The organism is Saccharopolyspora cebuensis (genome assembly GCF_039542665.1).
In the GTDB taxonomy this organism is placed as follows: Bacteria; Actinomycetota; Actinomycetes; order Mycobacteriales; family Pseudonocardiaceae; genus Saccharopolyspora; species Saccharopolyspora cebuensis.
Genome location: NZ_BAABII010000005.1, coordinates 19,559 through 39,203, shown reverse-complemented (window position 1 = coordinate 39,203; position 19,645 = coordinate 19,559). Strand labels below are relative to the sequence as shown.

22 protein-coding genes are annotated in these 19,645 nt (G+C 74.2%); 9 read left to right on the top strand and 13 right to left on the bottom strand.

Annotation, left to right across the window (positions count from 1 at the left end):
* Position 1: 1 nt before the first annotated feature.
* Genes ABD976_RS09950 through ABD976_RS09930 form a run of 5 tightly spaced genes read right to left on the bottom strand, consistent with a single transcriptional unit; the run spans position 2 to position 4,650 of the window.
* Positions 2-745: an ABC transporter ATP-binding protein gene (locus ABD976_RS09950; RefSeq protein WP_345360770.1), complete on the bottom strand. Its 744-nt coding sequence runs from the start codon at positions 743-745 to the stop codon at positions 2-4.
* Positions 735-1,466, bottom strand: coding sequence for an ABC transporter ATP-binding protein (locus ABD976_RS09945; RefSeq protein ID WP_345360767.1), 732 nt, complete (start codon positions 1,464-1,466; stop codon positions 735-737). The genes ABD976_RS09950 and ABD976_RS09945 overlap by 11 nt, the downstream gene beginning before the upstream one ends.
* The gene (locus ABD976_RS09940; protein ID WP_345360764.1) at positions 1,463-2,554 is read right to left on the bottom strand and encodes a branched-chain amino acid ABC transporter permease; all 1,092 of its coding nucleotides are present in this window, start codon (positions 2,552-2,554) and stop codon (positions 1,463-1,465) included. The genes ABD976_RS09945 and ABD976_RS09940 overlap by 4 nt, the downstream gene beginning before the upstream one ends.
* Positions 2,538-3,422, bottom strand: coding sequence for a branched-chain amino acid ABC transporter permease (locus tag ABD976_RS09935; RefSeq protein ID WP_345360761.1), 885 nt, complete (start codon positions 3,420-3,422; stop codon positions 2,538-2,540). Before ABD976_RS09935 ends, ABD976_RS09940 begins: the two co-directional genes overlap by 17 nt.
* Before the next feature lie 7 nt (positions 3,423-3,429).
* Entirely contained in the window at positions 3,430-4,650 is a 1,221-nt protein-coding gene (locus ABD976_RS09930; protein WP_345360758.1) for an amino acid ABC transporter substrate-binding protein, read from the bottom strand.
* Positions 4,651-4,858: 208 nt separating this feature from the next.
* Here ABD976_RS09930 and ABD976_RS09925 point away from each other — a divergent pair, with 208 nt between their 5' ends.
* The 4 genes from ABD976_RS09925 to ABD976_RS09910 all read left to right on the top strand — a co-directional run bounded on the left by ABD976_RS09925 (position 4,859) and on the right by ABD976_RS09910 (position 8,779).
* On the top strand, positions 4,859-5,890 hold the full coding sequence (locus ABD976_RS09925; RefSeq protein WP_345360755.1) for a LacI family DNA-binding transcriptional regulator: 1,032 nt from the start codon (positions 4,859-4,861) through the stop codon (positions 5,888-5,890).
* Between the two features lie 319 nt (positions 5,891-6,209).
* Entirely contained in the window at positions 6,210-8,057 is a 1,848-nt protein-coding gene (locus ABD976_RS09920; protein WP_345360751.1) for an asparagine synthase-related protein, read from the top strand.
* Between the two features lie 33 nt (positions 8,058-8,090).
* Positions 8,091-8,345 carry a lasso peptide biosynthesis PqqD family chaperone gene (locus ABD976_RS09915; protein ID WP_345360748.1) on the top strand — a complete coding sequence of 85 codons (255 nt, stop codon included), beginning with the start codon at positions 8,091-8,093 and terminating at the stop codon, positions 8,343-8,345.
* The gene (locus ABD976_RS09910) at positions 8,342-8,779 is read left to right on the top strand and encodes a lasso peptide biosynthesis B2 protein (protein ID WP_345360745.1); all 438 of its coding nucleotides are present in this window, start codon (positions 8,342-8,344) and stop codon (positions 8,777-8,779) included. Before ABD976_RS09915 ends, ABD976_RS09910 begins: the two co-directional genes overlap by 4 nt.
* Before the next feature lie 61 nt (positions 8,780-8,840).
* Here the strand turns inward: ABD976_RS09910 and pqqB are convergent, their stop codons facing one another.
* The 5 genes from pqqB to pqqA are packed head-to-tail and all read right to left on the bottom strand — an operon-like array spanning position 8,841 to position 11,866.
* The gene (pqqB, locus tag ABD976_RS09905) at positions 8,841-9,710 is read right to left on the bottom strand and encodes a pyrroloquinoline quinone biosynthesis protein PqqB (protein ID WP_345360742.1); all 870 of its coding nucleotides are present in this window, start codon (positions 9,708-9,710) and stop codon (positions 8,841-8,843) included.
* Complete coding sequence (gene pqqE, locus ABD976_RS09900; protein ID WP_345360739.1) at positions 9,707-10,780, bottom strand: pyrroloquinoline quinone biosynthesis protein PqqE; 1,074 nt, start codon at positions 10,778-10,780, stop codon at positions 9,707-9,709. Before pqqE ends, pqqB begins: the two co-directional genes overlap by 4 nt.
* Complete coding sequence (gene pqqD, locus ABD976_RS09895) at positions 10,771-11,025, bottom strand: pyrroloquinoline quinone biosynthesis peptide chaperone PqqD (RefSeq protein ID WP_345360737.1); 255 nt, start codon at positions 11,023-11,025, stop codon at positions 10,771-10,773. The genes pqqE and pqqD overlap by 10 nt, the downstream gene beginning before the upstream one ends.
* A complete protein-coding gene (gene pqqC / locus ABD976_RS09890) occupies positions 11,022-11,714 on the bottom strand; it encodes a pyrroloquinoline-quinone synthase PqqC (RefSeq protein WP_369775231.1) in 693 nt (230 codons plus the stop codon). Before pqqC ends, pqqD begins: the two co-directional genes overlap by 4 nt.
* A gap of 59 nt (positions 11,715-11,773) precedes the next feature.
* On the bottom strand, positions 11,774-11,866 hold the full coding sequence (gene pqqA, locus ABD976_RS09885; RefSeq protein ID WP_345360731.1) for a pyrroloquinoline quinone precursor peptide PqqA: 93 nt from the start codon (positions 11,864-11,866) through the stop codon (positions 11,774-11,776).
* A gap of 214 nt (positions 11,867-12,080) precedes the next feature.
* On the opposite strand from pqqA, the gene ABD976_RS09880 reads away from it, so the two are divergent.
* From ABD976_RS09880 to ABD976_RS09865, 4 genes are all read left to right on the top strand, one after another.
* Complete coding sequence (locus ABD976_RS09880; protein WP_345360729.1) at positions 12,081-12,491, top strand: DUF6292 family protein; 411 nt, start codon at positions 12,081-12,083, stop codon at positions 12,489-12,491.
* A gap of 46 nt (positions 12,492-12,537) precedes the next feature.
* Positions 12,538-13,872, top strand: a complete 1,335-nt coding sequence (locus tag ABD976_RS09875; RefSeq protein ID WP_345360726.1) for a cytochrome P450 — start codon at positions 12,538-12,540, stop codon at positions 13,870-13,872.
* 29 nt (positions 13,873-13,901) lie between these two features.
* Positions 13,902-14,138 (top strand): hypothetical protein, encoded by a 237-nt coding sequence (locus ABD976_RS09870; RefSeq protein ID WP_345360723.1) that lies wholly within the window; start codon positions 13,902-13,904, stop codon positions 14,136-14,138.
* A gap of 133 nt (positions 14,139-14,271) precedes the next feature.
* Entirely contained in the window at positions 14,272-15,054 is a 783-nt protein-coding gene (locus ABD976_RS09865) for an Fpg/Nei family DNA glycosylase (RefSeq protein ID WP_345360720.1), read from the top strand.
* A gap of 36 nt (positions 15,055-15,090) precedes the next feature.
* On the opposite strand, the gene ABD976_RS09860 is transcribed toward ABD976_RS09865, so the two are convergent.
* Both ABD976_RS09860 and ABD976_RS09855 read right to left on the bottom strand, forming a co-directional pair.
* Complete coding sequence (locus ABD976_RS09860) at positions 15,091-15,396, bottom strand: hypothetical protein (RefSeq protein WP_345360717.1); 306 nt, start codon at positions 15,394-15,396, stop codon at positions 15,091-15,093.
* A gap of 101 nt (positions 15,397-15,497) precedes the next feature.
* Entirely contained in the window at positions 15,498-18,302 is a 2,805-nt protein-coding gene (locus tag ABD976_RS09855) for a sensor domain-containing protein (RefSeq protein WP_345360714.1), read from the bottom strand.
* A gap of 150 nt (positions 18,303-18,452) precedes the next feature.
* Between ABD976_RS09855 and ABD976_RS09850 the strand changes: the two genes are divergently transcribed.
* Complete coding sequence (locus ABD976_RS09850) at positions 18,453-18,929, top strand: hypothetical protein (RefSeq protein ID WP_345360711.1); 477 nt, start codon at positions 18,453-18,455, stop codon at positions 18,927-18,929.
* A 57-nt stretch (positions 18,930-18,986) separates the two neighbouring features.
* Here the strand turns inward: ABD976_RS09850 and ABD976_RS09845 are convergent, their stop codons facing one another.
* Positions 18,987-19,613, bottom strand: a complete 627-nt coding sequence (locus tag ABD976_RS09845; protein ID WP_345360708.1) for a DUF4383 domain-containing protein — start codon at positions 19,611-19,613, stop codon at positions 18,987-18,989.
* Positions 19,614-19,645: the final 32 nt, after the last annotated feature.

The window sequence follows — 19,645 nt, the reverse complement described above, 5'->3', positions numbered from 1 at the left end:
GTCAGGCCGAAGAGGGGTCGGTGCGGCGGTTGCCGAGGTAGAGCTCGCCGAGCCGCCGGTCGGCGAGCAGGTCGGCGGCGGGACCGGAGATGTGCACCCGGCCGAGGTCGAGGACGCAGCCGAAGTCGGCCGTCTCCAGCGCGCGGCGGGCGTTCTGCTCGACCATCAGGACCGCGGTGCCCGCCTCGCGCATCCGCACCACCTGCTCGAAGACGGTGCTGGTGGCCTTCGGGTCCAGCCCCATCGACGGTTCGTCGAGCAGCACCACGCGCGGGCTGACCATCAGCGAGCGGGCGAACTCGACCTGCTTCTGCTGGCCACCGGACAACGCCCCGGCCAGCGCCGTCCAGCGCTGCGCCACCACCGGGAACAGGTCCTTGACGAAGGCCACCCGCTCGGCGATCGCCGCCTTGTCCCGCATCGTGTAGGCGCCGAGCAGGACGTTCTCGCCGACGGTCATCTCCTTGAACACGCTGTGGCCCTGGAGCACGTGGGACAGCCCGGCGGTGAGCATCCGCTGCGGGCGGTGGTGGGTGATGTCCTGCCCGTCGAGCAGGACGCGGCCCGCGCGCGGCGGCAGCATCCCGCTGGCGACCTTGAGCGCGGTGGACTTGCCCGCGCCGTTCGGGCCGACCAGGCACACCACGCTGGCCGGCGGCACCCGCACGGTCAGCCCCCGCAGCACCAGCGCGGCCCGGCCGTACCCGGCTTCGACGTCGATGAGCTCCAGCAGGTCAGACCCCAAGGTAGGCCTCCAGCACTCGGGGGTCGTCGCGCACCTCGGCCGGCGTGCCCTGGGCGATCGGCCGGCCCCGGTCGAAGACGACCACGTGGTCGGACAGGCTCATCACCATGTCCATGTTGTGCTCCACGACGAGGAACGTCCGGCCCTCGGCGTTGAGCTCGCGGACCAGCGCGCCGATCCGGTCGATCAGCGCCGGGTTCACCCCGCCCGCCGGTTCGTCGAGCAGGATCGTGTCCGGATCGGCCATCAGCACCCCCGCGAGTTCGAGGAGCTTCTGCTGGCCGTAGGACAGGTCGCGGCCTTCGACGCGCTCCAGGTGCTCGATGCCGACGCGGGTGAGCAGGTCCCGCGCCTTGGCGACGTCGGCGGGCTGGGCCGACCGCTTCAGCGCGCCCAGCGGGGAGCGGGGGCGCACCGCGACGAGCAGGTTCTCCAGCACCGTCATCCGGGGGAACACCCGGCAGAGCTGGAAGCTGCGGCCGATCCCGGCGCGGGCGATGCGGTGCGGGGCCAGCCCGGTGATGTCGGCGCCCCGCAACCGCGCCGTGCCCGCGTCCGGGCGGATCATCCCGGTGACGCAGTTGAAGAACGTCGTCTTGCCGGACCCGTTCGGCCCGATCAGCGCGTTGATCCGGCCGTCGAGGAACTCCACCGAGGCGTCGTCGACCGCCCGCACCCCGCCGAAGGACTTCGTCAGCCCGGTCGTGGTCAGCCCGCTCACCGGGACACCTCCTGCTCGTCGCCGGCCCGCCGTTCGCCGAGTTCGGCCTGGGTGACCTCGCGGATGGACGTCGTCCTCGGCCGGAACCGGTTCACCAGGGAGCCCAGCGCCGGGATGATCCCGTCGGGCATGAACAGCACCACCGCGCCCAGCAGCAGCCCGAGCGCGACCAGGTGGATCTGGGTGTCGCCGTACTCGTTCTTGAAGTACTCCATCGCGTAGCCGACGATCACCGCGCCCAGCGCCGGGCCGAACAGGCTGCGCAGCCCGCCGAGCAGGCTCATCAGCACCATGTAGGAGCCGGTCAGGATGGAGAACTGGAAGATCGGGTCCAGGAACCCGAACCACAGCGCGTAGAGCCCGCCGCCCAGCGCGGTGAACAGCGCCGAGAGCACGAAGGCGATGAGCTTGTAGCGGAACGTCGGCACCCCGAGCGCCTGCGCCTTGTCCTCGTCCTCCCGGATGGCCTTGAGCCCGGTGCCGAAGCGGGACCGGTCGATGGCCCACCAGCACAGCAGCGCCACCGCCAGCAGCACCCCGTGCAGGTAGAAGAAGCGCGCGTGCTGCTCCGGTCGCGGGACGTCCTCGCCGAACGGCCGGGGCAGCCGCAGCCCGTTGGAGCCCCCGGTGACCTCGCTCCAGCTCTGGAACACCAGCAGCAGGATCAGCACCAGGGCCAGCGAGACGATGACGAACGAGGCGCCGCGCACCCGCAGGCTGGCGATGCCCACCGGGACCGCGATCGCGGCCACCGCCGCGCCGCCGAGCAGCAGCGCGACCCACGGGTTCAGCCCGGTGTGCAGCACCAGCAGCGCGGTCGCGTAGCCGCCGAGGCCCGCGTAGGAGGCGTGGCCCAGCGAGATGTAGCCGGTGAAGCCGCCGACGAAGTTCCACGAGGTCGCCAGCACGGCGTAGCTCATGATCACCACGCCGACCGAGAGGATGAACGGGTCCGGCGCCAGGCCCGGGAAGGCCAGCACCGCGCCGACCAGCGCGAGCAGGCCCACCACCCGGGCGGCGCGCAGCGCGGTCCGGGCCCGGTCGGGAGCGGGGACGTCGGCAGCGGCGAGGTCAGAAGCGCTGGGCAAGGCGACCTCCGAAGAATCCCTGGGGGTGCAGCATCAAGGTGGCGAACAGCGCGAGGTAGAAGAACGTCTGGGCCCAGGTGGTGCCCAGCGGGATCTGCAGCATGCTCTGCCCGACGCCCAGCACCATCGCCGCGATCGCCGCCCCGGGGATGCTGCCGAGCCCGCCGACGACGATGATCGCCATCAGCGGTCCGATCCAGTGCCAGTGCAGCGACGGGTAGATCGTCGAGTCCAGCGCCAGCGCGGTGCCGCCGACCGCGGCGGTGGCCAGCCCGAGGCCGAAGCCCAGCCCGGCGATGCGGTCGGTGTTGATGCCGACGAGCTTGGCGGCTTCCTCGTGCTGGATGGTCGCGCGCAACGCCTGGCCGAACCGGGTCAGCTTGAGCAGCGCGTAGAGGCCGCCGAGGGCGAGCGCGGCGAGGCCGAACGCGATGAGCTTGACCACCGGCACGCTCGCCCCGAACACCTCGAGGTGGGCGCCGGAGTAGGGCAACGCGATGCGCCGGTGCGTGCCGGTGAAGGCGAAGCCGAGCAGCCCCTCGATGATCAGCGCCAGCGAGAAGGTCAGCAGCACCGACATCATGGTCAGCGTGGCGGGCCGCAGCCGGGAGATCAGCAGCCGTTGCAGCGCCACCCCGATGCCGAAGAACAGCGGCACCGTGAACAGCAGCGACAGCAGCGGGTCCAGCCCGGTGCTGGAGCTGAAGAACCAGGCCAGGTAGGCGGCCAGGACGAGGAAGGCCGAGTGCGCGAGCATCACCACGCGCATCACGCCGAAGTACAGCGTGAGCCCGGCGGCCAGCAGTGCGTAGAGCCCGCCGAGCAGCAGGCCGAGCAGCAGGCTCTGGAACAGCAGGGAACCGTCCATCGTGGCCTCACCACTCCGGTTTCGGGTAGACGAGACCGGTTTCGGCGGTGTCGTGCGGGAGCACGATGCGGATCTCGCCGTCGACGTACTGCTGGATCAGGTGTGCGCCTTGCGGTTTGCCGGTGCGGTCCCAGCTCAGCGGTCCGACGACGGTCGGGACCTCGTTGTGCCGCAACCAGTCGATCAGCCCCTGCTGGCAGGCGCGCGAGGGGTCGGCGCACCCCACGGCTTCGACGGCGGCGGCCACCACCTGCCCGGTCGTCCAGGCGTTGGCCTCGTCCTCGTTGGGTTCGGTGCCGTGCAGCCGCCGGAAGTGCTCGACGAACTCCCGGTTGGACGGGTAGGTCGCGGTGGGCGTGTACCCGGTGGGGGAGACGATCCCCTCGACGTGCTCGCCGAGTGCCTCGCGGAACTCCGGGTTGGTCGGCGCGGTGGAGAAGGCGGCCAGGTCCGGCTGGTAGCCGAGCTGGCGCAGCGCGACGATCAGGTTCACCGCGTCCTGGTACTGGGTGCCGCCGACCACGACGTCGGCGCGGGAGTCGGCGATCTCGGCGGCGATGGAGGCGAAGTCGGTGGTGTTGGGCGGGTACACCTCGTCGACGACGGTGCGGACGCCGCCCGCTTCCAGGGCTTCCTTCAGCCCGTAGGCGGTGCCCTGGGCGAACGGGTCGTCCATCGTGGCGTAGGCGGCGGTCTTCGGCCGCTGCTCCGGCGGCAGCGCGAGGATCGCCTCGGCGAGGTGGTCGTAGTGGTCCTGGGCGATGGCCGGGGCGGCGTAGAAGAGGTTGTCGAAGCCCTGCTGGAAGATCTCCTCGGCCGCGCCGGCGGGTTCGACGAACAGGTACCCGTAGTCCTCGGCCACCTGCGCGGCGGGGATGACCAGGCGGGTCGAGAAGGGGCCGAAGACCAGGTCCACGCGGTACTGGTTGATCAGCTTCTCGTAGTCGGAGGCGACCCGGTCGGCGCTGGACTGGTCGTCCAGGATGATGAGTTCGACCTGCTTGCCGAGCAGTCCGCCGCGGGAGTTGACGTGGTCGGCCCAGGCCTCGTAGCCGCGCTGCACGCCCTTGCCGGGTTCGGAGAAGTCCCCCGTGAGCGGGAGCGAGATCCCGATCTGGATCGCGTCGGGATCGCCCAGCTCGCTGGAATCCGCGCTCAGACAACCGCTGAGCAGGAGCGATCCGGCCGCGAGGGCGGCTCCGAGGCGGAGGCCGTTGGCTCTGTTCATGGTCCACCCGTCGTCGGGGGCATGTGTGAAAGCGCTTTCGTAAGCGCTTTCGGTAGAATAGGGATCACCGCACGGGGTGGCAAGGATCACTTCCGGTGATCGTGGTGCGATGGGCGGACCGCCGCCGGGGAGCGTGCGGCGGGGTCCGGCGCTCCCGCACCGCTGCGGGCGAGGCGGACGGGTGGTGCGGAACCGACGAGGAGCGGGAATGGCGCAGCAGGGCGGGCGGCTCCGGCTGGTCGACGTGGCGGAGGCCGCCGGGGTCTCGATCGCGGCGGCGTCCCGGGCGCTGTCCGGGTCGAAGGGCGTCAGCGACGCCATCGCCGCGCGGGTGCGGGAGGTGGCCGCCGAGCTCGGCTACGTCGCCGACGCCCACGCCCGGTCCCTCGCCGGAGGCGCCAGCACCAGCGTCGGCCTGCTGGTGCACGAGATCGGCGACCCCTACTTCTCCGAGATCGCCAGCGGGGTCCTGGGCGTCGGTGCCCGGGAGGGCTTGACGGTGCAGATCTGCCACACCGGGCGCGAGCCCGACAACGAGCTGGTCCAGGTGCGCGCGCTGATCGCCAACCGGGTGCGGGCCGTCATCATCGCCGGTTCCGGGTTCGTCGATCCCCGCACCCAGCTCGCCGTCAAGGAGGAGCTGCGCGGGTTCCAGGACTCCGGCGGGCGGGTCGCGGTGATCGGCAGGCACCACCTGGGCGTCGACGCGGTGCTGCCGGACAACGTGCCGGGCGGGCGCACCATCACCGAGCACGTGCTGTCCCTCGGGCACCGGCGGATCGCCTTCGCCGCCGGCTCGCTGGAGCTGACCACCGTCGCCGACCGCCTCGCCGGTGCCGAGCAGGCCCTGTCCGCCGCCGGGCTGGCCCTCGCGGACCTGCCCGTGGTGGAGGCCCCGTTCACCCGGGACGGCGGCAAGCGCGCGATGGCGCGCATCCTCGACGAGCACCCGGGCACCACGGCGGTGATCGCGCTCAACGACGACATGGCCATCGGCGCGCTCGCGGTGCTGCGGGAGCGCGGCGTGCCGGTGCCGGAACGGATGTCGGTCGCGGGGTTCGACGACGTGGCGGTCGCCGAGCACCTCGCGCCGGCGCTGACCACCGTGCGGCTGCCGATGGCGGAGCTGGGGGAGCAGGCGCTGCTCATGGCGCTCAAGCCGAAGTCCGCGCGGCCGCGCCGCCGCGCCACGCCGCACCGGTTGGTGGTCCGCGGGTCCACCGCCGCGCCGCGCTCCTGACGTCGCACCGTTTGCCCACGTCAGCGCCGTGCGTCAACACGGGCGGTGATCGTTCACCGGGCTGGTTGATTCGTCCCGTCTGAGCGGGTGAGGGCCCCCGCGCTCCATTGACGCGATCTTGGACCGGCCTCAACGATGCTCTTCGTGTTCGCACGGTCGCTGCGGGTGATGCCGAGTCGGAGCCCGTGCGGCCGAGGGTGACCGCCCGGGTCCGGAGCGCGGGGCGGGTTCCCCGGTGCGGCGAGGTGGTTCGCGGCGCGCGGCGGCGCGGCGGATCCTGCGGAACGGCCCGCGGTGGCGCGGGCGTGAGGAGTGCGTGGTGACGAGTAGTGCTGGCTTCGTGGTGCTGCCGGATTCGATCGGCGCGGGCGAGCTGCGGGTGGCGGTGCCGTTCGAGTCCGCCCGCGTGTACACCCACGCGTCGGGACGTCCGTGGCTGGTGACCCGCGACGACGTCGTGCTGGCCACCGCGGGTCCGGTGCGGTTGGCGGTGATCGGCCGGAGCCCGGTGGACGCGGACCGGTTGGCGGAGCTCGCCGCGCGGATCACCGATCTGTCCGATGTGGACAAGATCGTGGGTGCGGTGCTCGGCTCCTGCCACCTGGTCGCCTCGGTGCGCGGCCAGGTCCGCATCCAGGGCAGCCTCTCCGGGCTGCGGCGCGTCTTCCGCTCGCGGGTGCACGGCGTTCCGGTGGCCTCCGACCGGGCCGACGTGCTCGCCACCATGACCGGCGCCGCGATCGACGAGGAGGCGCTGGCCGTCCGGGTCGCCTGCGGCGTGCAGCTCGGTCCCCCGGCCGGGGATCGCAGCACCTGGTCCGGGGTGGTCGCGGTGGCCCCGGACCACTGCGTGCTGTGGGACCGGGACGAGGAGCGGGAGGCCCGGTGGTGGCACGCCCCGCCGGCGGAACTGTCGCTGGAGCAGGGCGCCGCGGTGGTGCGCGAGGCCCTGACCGAGGTGGTGCGCGGGCGCGCCCCGGAGGAGGGCAGGCTCAGCAGCGACCTCTCCGGCGGCATGGACTCGACCACGGTGTGCTTCCTGGCCGCCCGGGACGCCCCGGACCTGTTCAGCTTCCGCTGGGGCGAGGCCGAAGCGGGCAACGACGACGCGCTCTACGCCGCCCAGGCGGCGCGCGAGCTCCCCGGCGTCGAGCACCTGGTGCTGCCGCAATCCGAACTCCCGGAGATCTTCGCCGATCCGGACGTGCCGGTCACCGAGGAAGAGCCGTACGTGATGAGCCGGACGATCGCCCGCACCCGGCACAACGCCCGGTGGCTGGCCCAGCGCGGCTCCCGCAGGCACCTCGCCGGGCACGGCGGCGACGAGGTCTTCTGCCCGCTTCCCGGCTACCTGCACCGGCTGATCCGGCGGCACCCGCTGACCGCGTGGCGGCACCTGCGCGGCAGCGTGGCGCTGCGCCGCTGGCCGCTGTGGTCGACGCTGGGCCAGATCCTCACCCCGTCCACGCTGGACGCGTGGTGGCGGATGCAGGCGGACCGGCTGACCTACCCGGCACCGCCGCTGCGCCGCGCCGTGCTGGCGTGGGGCACCGGACCGCTGCGCGCTTCGCCGTGGGTCACCGACGGCGGCGTGGAACTGGCCCGCGAGGCGCTGCGCCGCGCGTCCGAGGACGCCCACCCGCTCGCCGAGGACCCCGGCCTGCACCAGCTCATGCTGGTGGTGCGGGCCAACTCCGCGCGCTACCGGCTGCTCGCCCGGCTGTACGAGGAAGCCGACGTCGAGCTGGAGATGCCGTACCTTGACGACCGGGTGATCGAGGCCGTGATGCGGGTCCGGCCGCACGAGCACGGCGGTCCCTGGCGGTACAAGCCGCTGCTGTCCGACGCGATGCGCGGCCTGGTGCCCGCCGAGGTGCTCGGTCGCTCCACGAAGGGCGAGTTCGGCGAGGACGTCCGGGTGGGCCTGCGCAGCAACCTGCCGGTGGTGCTGGAGCTGTTCGCCGATTCGGCGCTGGCCTCCCGCGGGCTGATCGACCCCGACGACCTGCGCGCCCGGCTGACCGCGCCGCAGCCGGACAACACCACCGTGATCGCGCTGGAATCGCTGATCGGCTGCGAGACCTGGCTGCGCACCGCCGCTCCGACGATCCCGGCGCCTCGCCAGCCCGGCACCCGGACCGGCGAACCCGACCTCGCCACCGGCTGATCCGCACCGACCACGACAGGAGGTCCGACGCCCATGCAGTTGCACCCGGACGTGTCCACCACCGAGACCGATGACGGCACCGTGCTGCTGCACCAGCGCACCGGTCGCTACTGGCAGCTCAACACCACCGGCAGCCACGTGCTGCGGTTGCTGCTCGACGGCAGCGCGCCGGAGGACATCGCGGCCGGGCTCGCCGACCGGCACGGCATCGACCCGCAGCAGGCCGAGCGCGACGTCAGCGCGGTGGTCGAGCAGCTCCGCGGCGCCAGCCTGGTGGTGCGGTCATGAGCGCCCCGGTCGCGCTGTCGCCCCGGGAGCGGCTGCCGCTGCGGCGCCGGGTGCTGCCGCTGCTGGCCGTCGGCGCGGGCCGGTTGCTCTCCCGCGCCCGGCCCGCCCGGTTGCGCCGGGTGCTGGAGTTCGCCCGCAAGCGGGCGACCCCGGCCACCGCCGAGCAGGCCCGGGCCGCCCGGTCCGACGTGGTCTCGGTGAGCCTGCGCTGCGCCGGGCAGGGCTGCCTGCAGCGCTCGATCGCCACCGCGCTGCTGTGCCGGATGCGCGGCACCTGGCCGACGTGGTGCACCGGGGTGCGCACCCACCCGTTCGCCGCGCACGCCTGGGTCGAGGTGGACGAGGTGCCGATCGGCGAGCCCTACCCGAAGGGCCACTACAAGCCGATGCTGGCGGTGCCGCCGGTCGCCGCCGAGGTGGCCGAGGAGGGCTGACCCCGCGCCCCGGAGCGCCCGGGACCTGGTGCGGACCACTGCGCGCGGCGGCGGGGCCGCGTCACAGCACCAGCTCGGCGCCCTCCGGGGCGAGCTCGGCGCCCGCCGCGCGCATCGCGGCGTGCTCGGGCGAGCTCTCGTCGAGCACCGGGTTGGTGTTGTTCAGGTGGGTGTAGAGCAGCCGGGCGCCGGGCGGTCGGGGTTTGCGCAGGCTGCCGCCGGGTCCGGCCATCGGCAGGTGCCCCATCGCGCGCTGCGCCGGGTCGCCGACGTCGCCGCCGGTGGCACCGGACATCTCGGCGGAGCCGTGGAAGGACCCGTCCAGCAGCACCACGTCGGCTCCGGCGCAGAACTCCTCGAAGTCGAACGGCCACCCGGCCAGGCAGGGCGCGTAGACGAGCCGGCCGCCGGTGGCCGGGTCGGTGAAGCGGTAGGCCACCACCCAGGTGCCGGGGGCGTCCGCGGCGTACTTCGGCCGCTTGCCGCTGACCGGGAGCACGTCCACCCGCAGCCCGCCGAGCTCGCCGGACCCGGCGATCCGCCAGTCCCACCGTGCGTACGGCGCCAGCACGGCCCTGGCGGGCAACGTCGTCAGCACCGGTTCCGGGGCGTGCACGGTCAACCCGCCCGCCTCCTTGAGCTGGAACAGGCCCGTGGTGTGGTCGAGTTCGCCGTCGGTGAGCAGCACGCCGCGCAGCGGGGTTTCCCGGGCACCGGGCCCGGGGGCCAGCGCCGGGCACCCGAGGAGCTGGGTGCGGATGTCCGGCGAGGCGTTGACCAGGTACCAGGACGCGCCGTCCGCGCTGATCGCCAGGCAGTCCTGGGCGCGCGCCGGGTGCCTGCCCGCGCGGGCGCCCCGGCAACCCGGGCAGGCGCAGTTCCACTGCGGCACCCCGCCGCCCGCGGCGGTGCCCAGCAGCACCGCCCTCATCGCGGTCCCCGCATCGCGTAGCCGGTGCGGGGCGGGGCCTCCAGGGCCAGGTCGACCAGGCCCCGGTCCGGGGAGCGCCGGCAGACCGGATCGGTCGCGGCGGCGTCCCCGGTGAGCAGGAACGCCTGGCACCGGCAGCCGCCGAAGTCGGCGGTCCGGCGTTCGCAGCTCCGGCACGGTTCCTGCATCCACTCCTCGCCCCGGTAGGCGTTGAACGACGCGGACTCGTACCAGATCTCGGCCAGCGGCCGGTCGCGCACGGACTCCAGCTCCAGGCCGGTGATCACCGACGCGGCCGGGCAGGGCAGCACGACCCCGTCCGGTGCCACGGTGAACTGGCGCGCGCCCCAGCCGGACATGCACGGCTTGGGGAACTCCTCGTGGTAGTCGGCCAGCACGTAGCCGATCTCCATCCGCCCGCGCAGCCGGTCCACCGCCGCGCGCACCACCGGCTCGGCCCGGGCGAGCTGCTCCCGGGTGGGCATCAGCGCGCCCCGGTTGCGCCACGCCCAGCCGTAGTACTGGGTGTTGGCCAGTTCGAGCCGATCGGCGCCCATCCGCTCGGCCAGCGCGATGATCCCGTCGATCTGGTCGTGGTTGTCCCGGTGCAGCACCGCGTTGACCGTCAGCGGCAGTCCCGCGCCGGTGATCAGCTCGGCGGCGGTGAGCTTGTGCGCGTGGGCGCGGGTGCCCGCGATCCGGTCGGCGGTGTCCGCCTCGGCCGCCTGCACCGAGAGCTGGACGTGCGCCAACCCGCGCTCGACGAGCTCGGCCAGCCGCGCCGCGGTGAGCCCGAGACCGCTGGTGGTCAGGCTGACGTAGCACCCGTGCCCGGCGGCGGCGCCCACCAGCTCGGGCAGGTCGCGGCGGGCCAGCGGCTCCCCGCCGGAGAGGTTCACCTGGAGCACCCCGAGCGCGCGGGCCTGGGCGAACACCGATTCCCACGCCTCGGTGCCCAGCTCCCGGTCGCGGCCGAGGAGTTCCAGCGGGTTGGAGCAGTACGGGCAGTGCAGCGGGCAGCGGTGGGTCAGCTCGGCGAGCATCCCCAGCGGCGCGTCGGTCACGTCCACTCCACCACCCGGCGTTCGACCAGCCGTTCCAGCACTTCGCGCACCTCCTGCTCGCGGACCCCGCTGAAGCGCTCGCGCAACCGTTCGGCGATGCCGTCGACGGTGGTCCGGCCGTCGCACAGCTCCAGCACCGCGGTCGCCGTCCGGTTCGGCATCAGCACGCCTTCCGGGTAGAGCACGACGGGGCGGTCCCGGACGTGGTCGTGGTCCAGGCGCACGCCGCGGCGCAGCGCCGGGGCGCTCACCCGGCGGCCCGTTCGACGGCGTCGAGCACCGACCACAGCACGTCGCACTTGAACGCCAGCGCCGCCACGGCCGCGTCCTGCTCCGCCCGGGTCGTGCAGTGGCGCAGGACGATCTCCAGCGCCTCGGCCCCTTCGCCGCGCACCGCGTCGATCCGGTCGGTGAAGTAGGCGAGGTCGGCGCGGTCGATCCAGGGGTAGTGCGCGAGCATGTCGACGACCCGCCTGCGCATCAGGGCGCCGGAGAACATCTCGGTCAGCCCGGAGGCCACCCCGAGCGCCCACGGCTGCTCCCGGGCGAAGGTCACGTAGGCGTCCACGGCGAAGCGGACGCCGGGCACCAGGTGGCGTTCGTCGAGCACTTCGGCGCGATCGAGCCCCACCGCCTCGCACAGCCGCAGCCAGCGTTCCGCGCCGCCTTCACCGTCGGCGCGGCCGTCGTGGTAGGCGATGCGCTCCAGCCACCGGCGCCGGACCTCCGGCACCGGGCAGTTGCTGATGATGGCCGCGTCCTTCTGCGGCAGCATCCGCTGGTAGTACCACCGGTTCGCGGCCCACAGCCGCAGTTCCCGCTTCGACAGCGCACCGCGGTGCAGCCGCTCGTGGAACGGGTGGGCGGACCAGTAGCGGGATTCCAGCGCGCGCAACGACGCGGTGAACTCGTGTTCGCCGAGCGCGGGCACGGGCGTCACCTCCGGCCGGGCGGGCCGCCCGCGCGGGGCGCGGGCGGCCGTCCCGGAGCGCTCGTGGTTCACTCCATCCGGGCCACGTAGGCGGTGACCTCCGGTGGGGTGTCGTAGTCGGTGAACTCCGGCGTGGTCCAGGGCTCGAGCTCGTCGATCATGGGCGCACCTCCCGCGCACGATGGGACAGTTGTGCACGGTAGGTGTTGTGCGGCCGGATGCGCTTCCCGCCGAACGGACGGTTTTCCGTTGCAACCCGGGCGCGGGGCTTCCCCCCTTCGAGCTGCCCGACGATTATCCGGAGGCGCGTCGGGATACCCGGAGAACCGGCCCCCGGGCCGCGTCGAGCACGACCACCGAACGCGAGGAGACGAGATGGACGCCCAGCGCGCCACGGGTGGCCTGCGGACCTACATCCACGTCGTGAGCAGCGCGCTCGGCGGCGCCGTCGACGTGGTGGACATCGACGCCTCCAAGGGCCCCGCGACCGCCATCATCCTGCTGCACTCGACCATACCGACGTTGCCGGAACTGCCGCTCCTGCTCACCTGGGACGAGATCAACGGCTGGGCGCTGCGGGTGAAGATCAGCGACGACGGCGACACCACCGCGCTCGGGTACCTGGGCGACGAGATCCTGCCCGACCCCGCGGTCGTGCGGACGTTCCTGACCGAGGCGGTCGACGGCGGCAACCCCGGCGTGATCATGCCGCCCGGGTTCCGGACCCCCGGTGCCGACGACGACCTGGAGCACCGGCTCGCGCACTTCGACCAACCGCCGTTCTGAACCCGCGGGAGCGGCTCCCGCACCGGGTTCCGAGGAAAGCGAGAGGATGACTTCCGCACCCCCGGCCCAGGCTTCCGCGGCCGACACCGTCCGCGCCGCGACCGACGTGCTCGTCCCGATCCTCGCCCAAGGCGTCATCGCGCGGCGCCCGGCGGCCGTGCGGCTGGCCGGCCGGGTCGGCGCCGATCGGCGGACCGTCCGCTTCCTGCAGCGGATGCGCGACCGCTACGGCGACGGCCCGCTGCGCCTGCGGGTGCCCGGGCGGTCGTTCTACCTGCTGCTCGCCCCGCGCGACGTGGCGCGGGTGCTGGCCGGCTCGCCCGACCCGTTCGCGCTCGACGCGGTGGAGAAGCGCGCCGCCCTGCGGCACTTCCAGCCGCGCGGGGTGCTCATCTCGCCCCCGGAGGCGCGTCCGGCCCGGCGCGGGTTCAACGAGGCGGTGCTGGACACCGGGGCGCCGGTGCACCACCTCGCCGGGTCGCTGGTCGGCAAGATCGAGCAGGAGGCGCGCCAGGCCGGTGCGGCGGCCGCGCGCCGCGGCGCGTTCGGCTGGGACGACTTCGCCCCGGCGTGGCGCCGGGCGATGCGCCGGGTGCTGCTCGGCGACGGCGCCCGGGACGACACCGAGCTCACCCGCCTGCTGGAGAAGCTGCGCCGGGACGCCAACTGGGCCTACGCCAAGCCCGCCCGGACCGCGCTGCGCCACCGCTTCGACCGCCGCCTCGCCGGGCACCTCGACCGCGCCGAGCCGGGCAGCCTCGCGGGCCTGGTCGCCGGGACCCCGGCCGCGCCGGGGACCGACCCGGCGGGGCAGGTGCCGCACTGGTTGTTCGCCTCCGACCCGGCCGGGATGGCGACCGTGCGAGCGCTGGCGCTGCTGGCCTCGCACGACGGGATCGCGGCGCGGGTCCGCGCCGAGTTGGCCGACCGGGACCTCACCGCGCCCCAGGACCTGCCGCTGCTGCGCGCCTGCGTGCTGGAGTCGGTGCGGTTGTGGCCCACCACGGCCGTGGTGCTGCGCGACAGCACGTCCCGCACCCGGTGGGACGGCGGCGCGCTGCCCGAGGCGGCCACGGCGCTGATCATCAGCTCGTTCTTCCACCGCGACGAGCGGACCGTGCCGCAGGCGCACCGCTTCGACCCGGACGCCTGGCTGGACGGTCGCGCCCGGCGCTCCGAGGCGCTCGTCCCGTTCAGCGCCGGTCCCGGCACCTGCCCGGCCCGGGAGCTGGTGCTCTACAGCGCGAGCACCTTCCTGGCGGTGCTGCTGCGCGACCAGGACTTCCGGTTGCGCCCGTTCGGGCGCCTGGACCCGGCCCGGCCGCTGCCCTACGGGCTGAACCCGTTCGCGTTGCGCTTCACCGCCCGCGCCCGGGACTAACCGTCCGGACCCGCGGGTAATCGGCGGGCATGGTGGAACAGCAGAACGGCCGGGCCCGCCGCGACCTCGAACCGGAGGTCGAGGAGGACGCGCAGGTCCGCCACCAGCCCGGTGGCCTCGGCGGGGAGGAGACCGAGGCCGAACGGCAGGTCGCCGACCAGCCCGAGCACGACGCCGTGCGGGAGCAGGACGAGCTGGACGCCCCGATCGGCCCGGAGATCGGCGGCGAGGCCGACGAAGGCCGGACCGGCCCACCCGACGAGTAGTTCCCGCGGCGCGCCGGGGGTCGCCCGAGCAGGAGGTGCTCGCCCGCGCACCGGCCCGGCCACCGCCCGCACCCACGTCAGCGGGCTGCCGGGCGTCGGACTGGACGGGAGTCTCGCCGGGTAGTCCGCTGGCATGCCCGAACTGCCCGACGTCGAGGGGTTCCGCCGGGTCGTCGCCGACCACGCGGCCGGAGCGACGACGCGGCGGGTCCGGGTGCGGGACGCGGGCGTGGTGCACGGGTCCGCCGACGCCTTCGCCCGGGAGCTGACCGGCCGGACCTTCGGGCGGCCGGACCGGCACGGCAAGTGGCTGGTGGTGCCCACCGGCGGGCGGTTCCCGGAGCTGCTGGCCCACTTCGGGATGACCGGGGCGTTCGTGTGGGGTGGCACCGACGAGCCGGACCACCGGCACGACCGGGTGGTGTTCGAGTTCGACGGGGGTGCGCTGCGCTACCGGGACATGCGCAAGCTGACCGGCCTCCGGTGGGCCCGCGACGAGTCCGAGGCCGACGACGTGCTGGGCGATCTGGGCCCGGACGCCGCCGCGATCGACCGCGACGACCTGCGCGCCCGGCTGACCCGCTCCCGCAGGCAGCTCAAGCCCGCGCTGATGGACCAGACCGCCCTCGCCGGGCTCGGCAACCTCTGCGTCGACGAGATCCTGTGGCGGTCCAGGTTGCCCCCCGACGCGGCCACCACCGAGCTGCGCGCCCCGGAGTGGACCAACCTGCACCGGCGGTTGGGCGCGGTGCTGCGGCAATCCAGCCGCGTCGGGCGGGTGCCGGACCGGCCGTCCTGGCTCACCGGGCACCGCGACGAGCACGACGGCCGCTGTCCGCGCTGCTCGACGGCGTTGCGGCGCGGCCGGTTCGGCGGTCGCGCGACGGTGTGGTGCCCGCACTGCCAACCCGGCTGATCGCCCGCCGCCGGGCGGCCGGACCGGACGGGGTCGTCAGCCGCTCGGCGGCAGGTACTTCGGCGCGAACAGCTCCTCCACGGGGCGGGGCCCGACGTACTGCCGACAGGTGCACGGGACGTACTCGTGCCCGTCCCAGCCCCCGTCGACGTACCGGGAGCGCCGCAGTTCGGCGTGGCAGGTGCCGTCCTCGGGATCGTGCTGGTCGAGGCCGTGGCCGCAGCCGCAGGACGCGGTGATCTGCTCCTTCGCCCGCGCCTTCGACCGGACCCGGCCGAACCGCCCCGCCGCGAAACCGAGGGCGAGCAGCACCCCGCCGACCACCAGGCTGATCGGATCCATCGCCACCCCTCCCGGCACCTCACCCGTCCGGGTGGGTTCGAGCAGCATAGCGATCCGCCGGGCGCGCGGTCCCCGATTCGCCGCCGGTCGCGGGCTGCGGATCACCGGAGCCGGTGCGCCGGGGTGTCCGCCGTGCTCGGCTGCTGCGCGGGCACCTCCACCTCCGGGGTGATCCCGGCGAGCACCTCGGGCAGCTCGGTGATCGGGGTGGGCCGGCCGAAGTGGAAGCCCTGCACCTCGTCGCAGCCCAGGTCGACCAGGACCGCGAGCTGCTCGGCGTCCTCCACGCCCTCGGCGATCACCGAGAGCCCCACCGCGTGCGCCATCGCGATGATGCTCTGCACGATCGCCCGCGCCTCGGCCGCCGGGCCGATCCGGGCGGTGAACGAGCGGTCGATCTTGAGCGTGTCCACCGGCAGCCGCAGGAGCTGCGCCAGCGACGAGTGCCCGGTGCCGAAGTCGTCGATGGCCAGCGCCACCCCCGCGCGGCGCACCGACTCCAGCGTCTGCTTGGCGTTGCGCACGTCCTCCATCAGCGCGCTCTCGGTGATCTCCAGGCAGAGCACCTCGGGCGGCAATCCCGCCGCCTCCAAGGCGGCCAGCACCGACTCGACCAGCGACGGGTCGTCGAGCTGCCGCGCCGACAGGTTCGCCTTCAGCGTCAGCGGCAGCCCACCCCCGCCGCGGTAACCGGCCAGCTCCCGGGTCGCGGTGCCGAGCATCCGGGCACCGATGTCGTGGATCAGGCCGGACTCCTCGGCCAGCGGGATGAACTCGCCGGGCGAGACCGTGCCGTGCACCGGGTGCGTCCAGCGCAGCAGGCCCTCCACCGCCACCGGCCGGCGTTCGGGCAGCGAGACGATCGGCTGGTAGGCCAGCCACAACTGGTCCAGCCGCCCGGCCCGGCGCAGGTCCTGCTCCAGTTCGAGGTGGCGCTGCATCCGCTCCCGCAGCCCGACGTCGAACACCGCCAGCTGCCCGCGTCCGCGGCTCTTGGCCTGGTACATCGCCACGTCGGCGTCCCGCAGCACCTCCTCGGCGTTGCGCCGGTCGTCGGTGTCGGCGACCGCGATGCCGACGCTGGCCTCCACGTGGATCTGCCTGCCGTGCGCGGTGAGCGGTGCGTCCAGCGCCGAGCGCACCCGGTCGGCGAGCCGGCGCAGGTCGCCGACCTCGCCGCCGCTGAGCACCACGAACTCGTCGCCGCCGAGCCGGCCCGCCAGTTCGTCGGGGCGCACCATGCCGGACAGCCGCCGGGCGATCATCCGCAGCACCCGGTCGCCGAACTGGTGGCCGAGCGAGTCGTTGATCACCTTGAACCGGTCCAGGTCGATGAACAGCACCGCGACCGGCGTGCGCGCGGTGCGCAGGTCGGTGCTCAGCCGCCGCAGCACGGTGCTCCGGTTGGCCAGCCCGGTCAGCGGGTCGCGGACGGCCTGGCGCTCCAGCCGCTTGCGGATGGCGCGGGACTCGGTGATGTCGGTGAAGGACAGCACCACCGGGTGCGGCGGCGGGTCCCCGGGGGTCAGGGAGTGGGTGGAGATCGACAGCCAGACCCCGCGCCCGTCCCCGCGCACGGTCCGCACCGAGCGCAGCCGCTGGGGTTGCCCGGTCCGGCCCGTCATGCTCGACGGGTGCGCCCCGTCCTCCAGGGCCTTGCCGTTGCGGTGGTACAGCGCCCAGGTCGCCGCGCGCAGGCCGAGCAGGTGTTCGCGGGTGGTCCCGAGGATCTGCGCCGCCGCCGGGTTGGCGGATTCGATCCGGCCGTCGGTGTCGACCACCACGACGCCTTCGCCGAGCGAGTCGACCACGGTGGCGTAGTGCTCCTCCGCGCGGCGCCGGGCGGTCTCGTCGGCGCACACCAGGATGAACCCGTCGGCCAGCCGCGCCGCCGAGATCCGGATCGTCAGCGGGGTGCCGTCCGCGTGCCGGTGCTCGATCTCGGTGACCCCGCCCGAGTCCACCAGTTCCGCCGGGTCGACCGCGGCGCCGAACACCTCCCCGGCGGGGCGGCCCAACGCCCGGTGCGAGGGAAGGCCGTAGATCGCCTCCGCCGCGGGGTTCCAGCTGGTGATCACCGCGTCCCCGGTGGTCGAGATGATCGCGTTGTGCACGTGGTGCATCAGCGCGGCCTGGTCGTGCAGCGCCGCTTCGGCCGCCCGCTGCGCGGAGATGTCGCGCAGCACCGCCTGCACCGCCGGTCGGCCGTTCCAGGTGGTGCGCACCGACACCGCCTCCACCAGCACCTGGGAGCCGTCCAGCCGCACCAGGTAGCCGGCGGCGGGCGGGGTGCCCGCCGGGCCGCTGAGCACCGCGAGCTGCCTGCGCAGCCCGACCCGCGTCTCGCGGGTCAGGAAGTCGGCGAGGGGGCGGCCCACCACCGCCGCGCTGGACTCCGCGCCGACCAGCCGCAGCGCCGCGGTGTTGACGTAGACGACGAGCTCGTCCTGGTGCACGCACACCGGCTCCGGGTGCTGCTCGATGAGCGACCGGTAGCGCTCGGCGAGATCGGCCAGCGCCTGCCTGCCCTCGGCTTCGGTGGTGACGTCGGTGATGACCCCCACCAGGCCGCCTGCCTCGTCATCGCACCGCCGGGCGCGCAGGCGCAGCACCACCGGTCCCGTCTCGCGCGATTCGCGGGCCCGGTGGACGTCGAACTCCCGCCGGTCGGGTTCGGCGTCCGCGGCGTCGAGCAGCGGCCGGAGCAGGTGGGCGAACTCGGCGCGGACCTCCGCCTCGGCGGCACCGGGCAGCCCGAGCAGCGGCCCGAGGTTCCCGGACCAGCCGGGCTCCGCGTCGCCACCGGTGCCGCACCACCACGGGACCGAACCGGTGAGCGGCCACGCGGCGTCGCGGAGCTCGCGCGCGGTCCGCGCGAACCCGTTGCTGTCCTGGGCGTCGGCCATGGTCCTCCCCGCGGTGTCCTTCGGAGTTCCCGGTGGGCGGCGGGGGCAAACGGCCGCCGCCCGAATGGGGGAGCGGTGCCCGCCGGGTTTCCGCCCGGTCGCGCGCGGGAAAGCCCGGCCTGCAACTGCCCATCGAGCCGAGGAGGGGACATGTCCCACCTCTGGCGCGGTGCCGCGGCGGGAGCCGCCGGGACCACCGCGCTCCAAGCGACGACCTACCTGGACATGCTGCTGCGGGCCCGGGGGCCCAGCAGCACGCCGGAGGAGACGGTGCGCCGGGCCGAGCAGGCCGCGGGCACCTCGCTGAGCTCCGACGACGAGGCGGAGGGGAACCGGCGTTCGGCGGCCGGGGCGCTGCTGGGCATCGTCACCGGGGTGGCCAGCGGTGTCGGGTACGCGGTGGCGCGCGGGCGGTGGCCGCGGCTGCCGACGCCGGTGCTGGCGGTGGGCGTCGGTCTGCTCGCCGCCGCCGGATCGAACGCGCCGATGACCGCGCTCGGCGTCACCGACCCGCGCACCTGGGACGCGGATTCCTGGGTCAGCGACCTGGTGCCGCACCTGTGCTACGGGATCGCCACGGCCGGCGCGTTCGAGGCGATGAACCGGCGCCTGGTCGAACCCCGGTGAGCGCGCGCGATCGGGGCCCGTCCGCAGTGGACGGGCCCCGATCGGCGCGGGTCGCGCTCAGCGGGTGCTGCGGTGCTTGCGGTCCTGCTCCAGCTTGCGGGCCCGCTCCCGCTCGACGGCCTCGGCCTGCTCGCGGGTCGCGGTGCCTTCGGCGACCGAGATCTCGGCGTCCATCAGCCGCTGGTGCTGCTCGTCGCCCGACTCGGCGCGGATCTGCTCGTCCGGGTCCGGCCGGTGGTGCTTGATCGGGTGCTCGCGCCGGTACGGGTTGTCCGGCGGCAGCCCGCCGCTGACCCGGCCGTAGAACCCGAGCACCGCCAGGAACAACCCGGCGATCAGGCTGAACAGGCAGTTCGACAGCCGGAAGCCGAGCACGTTGGCGCCGGTGTGGATGATCCCGAGGTGCACCAGTCCGGACAGCAGGAACAGCACGCCGAGCCCGATGCTCACCGTGGAGGCGAGCCGTCCGCCCCACACCGAGGAGATGACCAGCACCAGCCCCGCCACGATCGACAGCACCGCCAGCGCGCCGTTGGTGGACAGGCCCCACACGAGTTCACCGGCGAACAGCCACGGCACGTTGCGGGCGAGTCCGAGCACGCCGAACACGAGCAGTGCCACGCCCAGCGCCGCGGCGCCGATCCGGTGCACCACGTGCACCGGGTGTGTCTGAGTCCTGGCCATGACAGCACCTCCTGTAGCTGTGTCCTCGCCCC

What these genes read in the sequence shown, in the direction of transcription:
- pqqB (WP_345360742.1), bottom strand. Translation starts at nt 9,710, where the DNA reads ATGAGGGCGGTGCTGCTGGGCACCGCCGCGGGCGGCGGGGTGCCGCAG.
- ABD976_RS09910 (WP_345360745.1), top strand. Translation starts at nt 8,342, where the DNA reads ATGAGCGCCCCGGTCGCGCTGTCGCCCCGGGAGCGGCTGCCGCTGCGG.
- ABD976_RS09850 (WP_345360711.1), top strand. Translation starts at nt 18,453, where the DNA reads ATGTCCCACCTCTGGCGCGGTGCCGCGGCGGGAGCCGCCGGGACCACC.
- ABD976_RS09855 (WP_345360714.1), bottom strand. Translation starts at nt 18,302, where the DNA reads ATGGCCGACGCCCAGGACAGCAACGGGTTCGCGCGGACCGCGCGCGAG.
- ABD976_RS09870 (WP_345360723.1), top strand. Translation starts at nt 13,902, where the DNA reads ATGGTGGAACAGCAGAACGGCCGGGCCCGCCGCGACCTCGAACCGGAG.
- ABD976_RS09845 (WP_345360708.1), bottom strand. Translation starts at nt 19,613, where the DNA reads ATGGCCAGGACTCAGACACACCCGGTGCACGTGGTGCACCGGATCGGC.
- ABD976_RS09915 (WP_345360748.1), top strand. Translation starts at nt 8,091, where the DNA reads ATGCAGTTGCACCCGGACGTGTCCACCACCGAGACCGATGACGGCACC.
- ABD976_RS09880 (WP_345360729.1), top strand. Translation starts at nt 12,081, where the DNA reads ATGGACGCCCAGCGCGCCACGGGTGGCCTGCGGACCTACATCCACGTC.
- ABD976_RS09930 (WP_345360758.1), bottom strand. Translation starts at nt 4,650, where the DNA reads ATGAACAGAGCCAACGGCCTCCGCCTCGGAGCCGCCCTCGCGGCCGGA.
- ABD976_RS09935 (WP_345360761.1), bottom strand. Translation starts at nt 3,422, where the DNA reads ATGGACGGTTCCCTGCTGTTCCAGAGCCTGCTGCTCGGCCTGCTGCTC.
- ABD976_RS09925 (WP_345360755.1), top strand. Translation starts at nt 4,859, where the DNA reads ATGGCGCAGCAGGGCGGGCGGCTCCGGCTGGTCGACGTGGCGGAGGCC.
- ABD976_RS09875 (WP_345360726.1), top strand. Translation starts at nt 12,538, where the DNA reads ATGACTTCCGCACCCCCGGCCCAGGCTTCCGCGGCCGACACCGTCCGC.
- ABD976_RS09860 (WP_345360717.1), bottom strand. Translation starts at nt 15,396, where the DNA reads ATGGATCCGATCAGCCTGGTGGTCGGCGGGGTGCTGCTCGCCCTCGGT.
- ABD976_RS09865 (WP_345360720.1), top strand. Translation starts at nt 14,272, where the DNA reads ATGCCCGAACTGCCCGACGTCGAGGGGTTCCGCCGGGTCGTCGCCGAC.
- pqqA (WP_345360731.1), bottom strand. Translation starts at nt 11,866, where the DNA reads ATGATCGACGAGCTCGAGCCCTGGACCACGCCGGAGTTCACCGACTAC.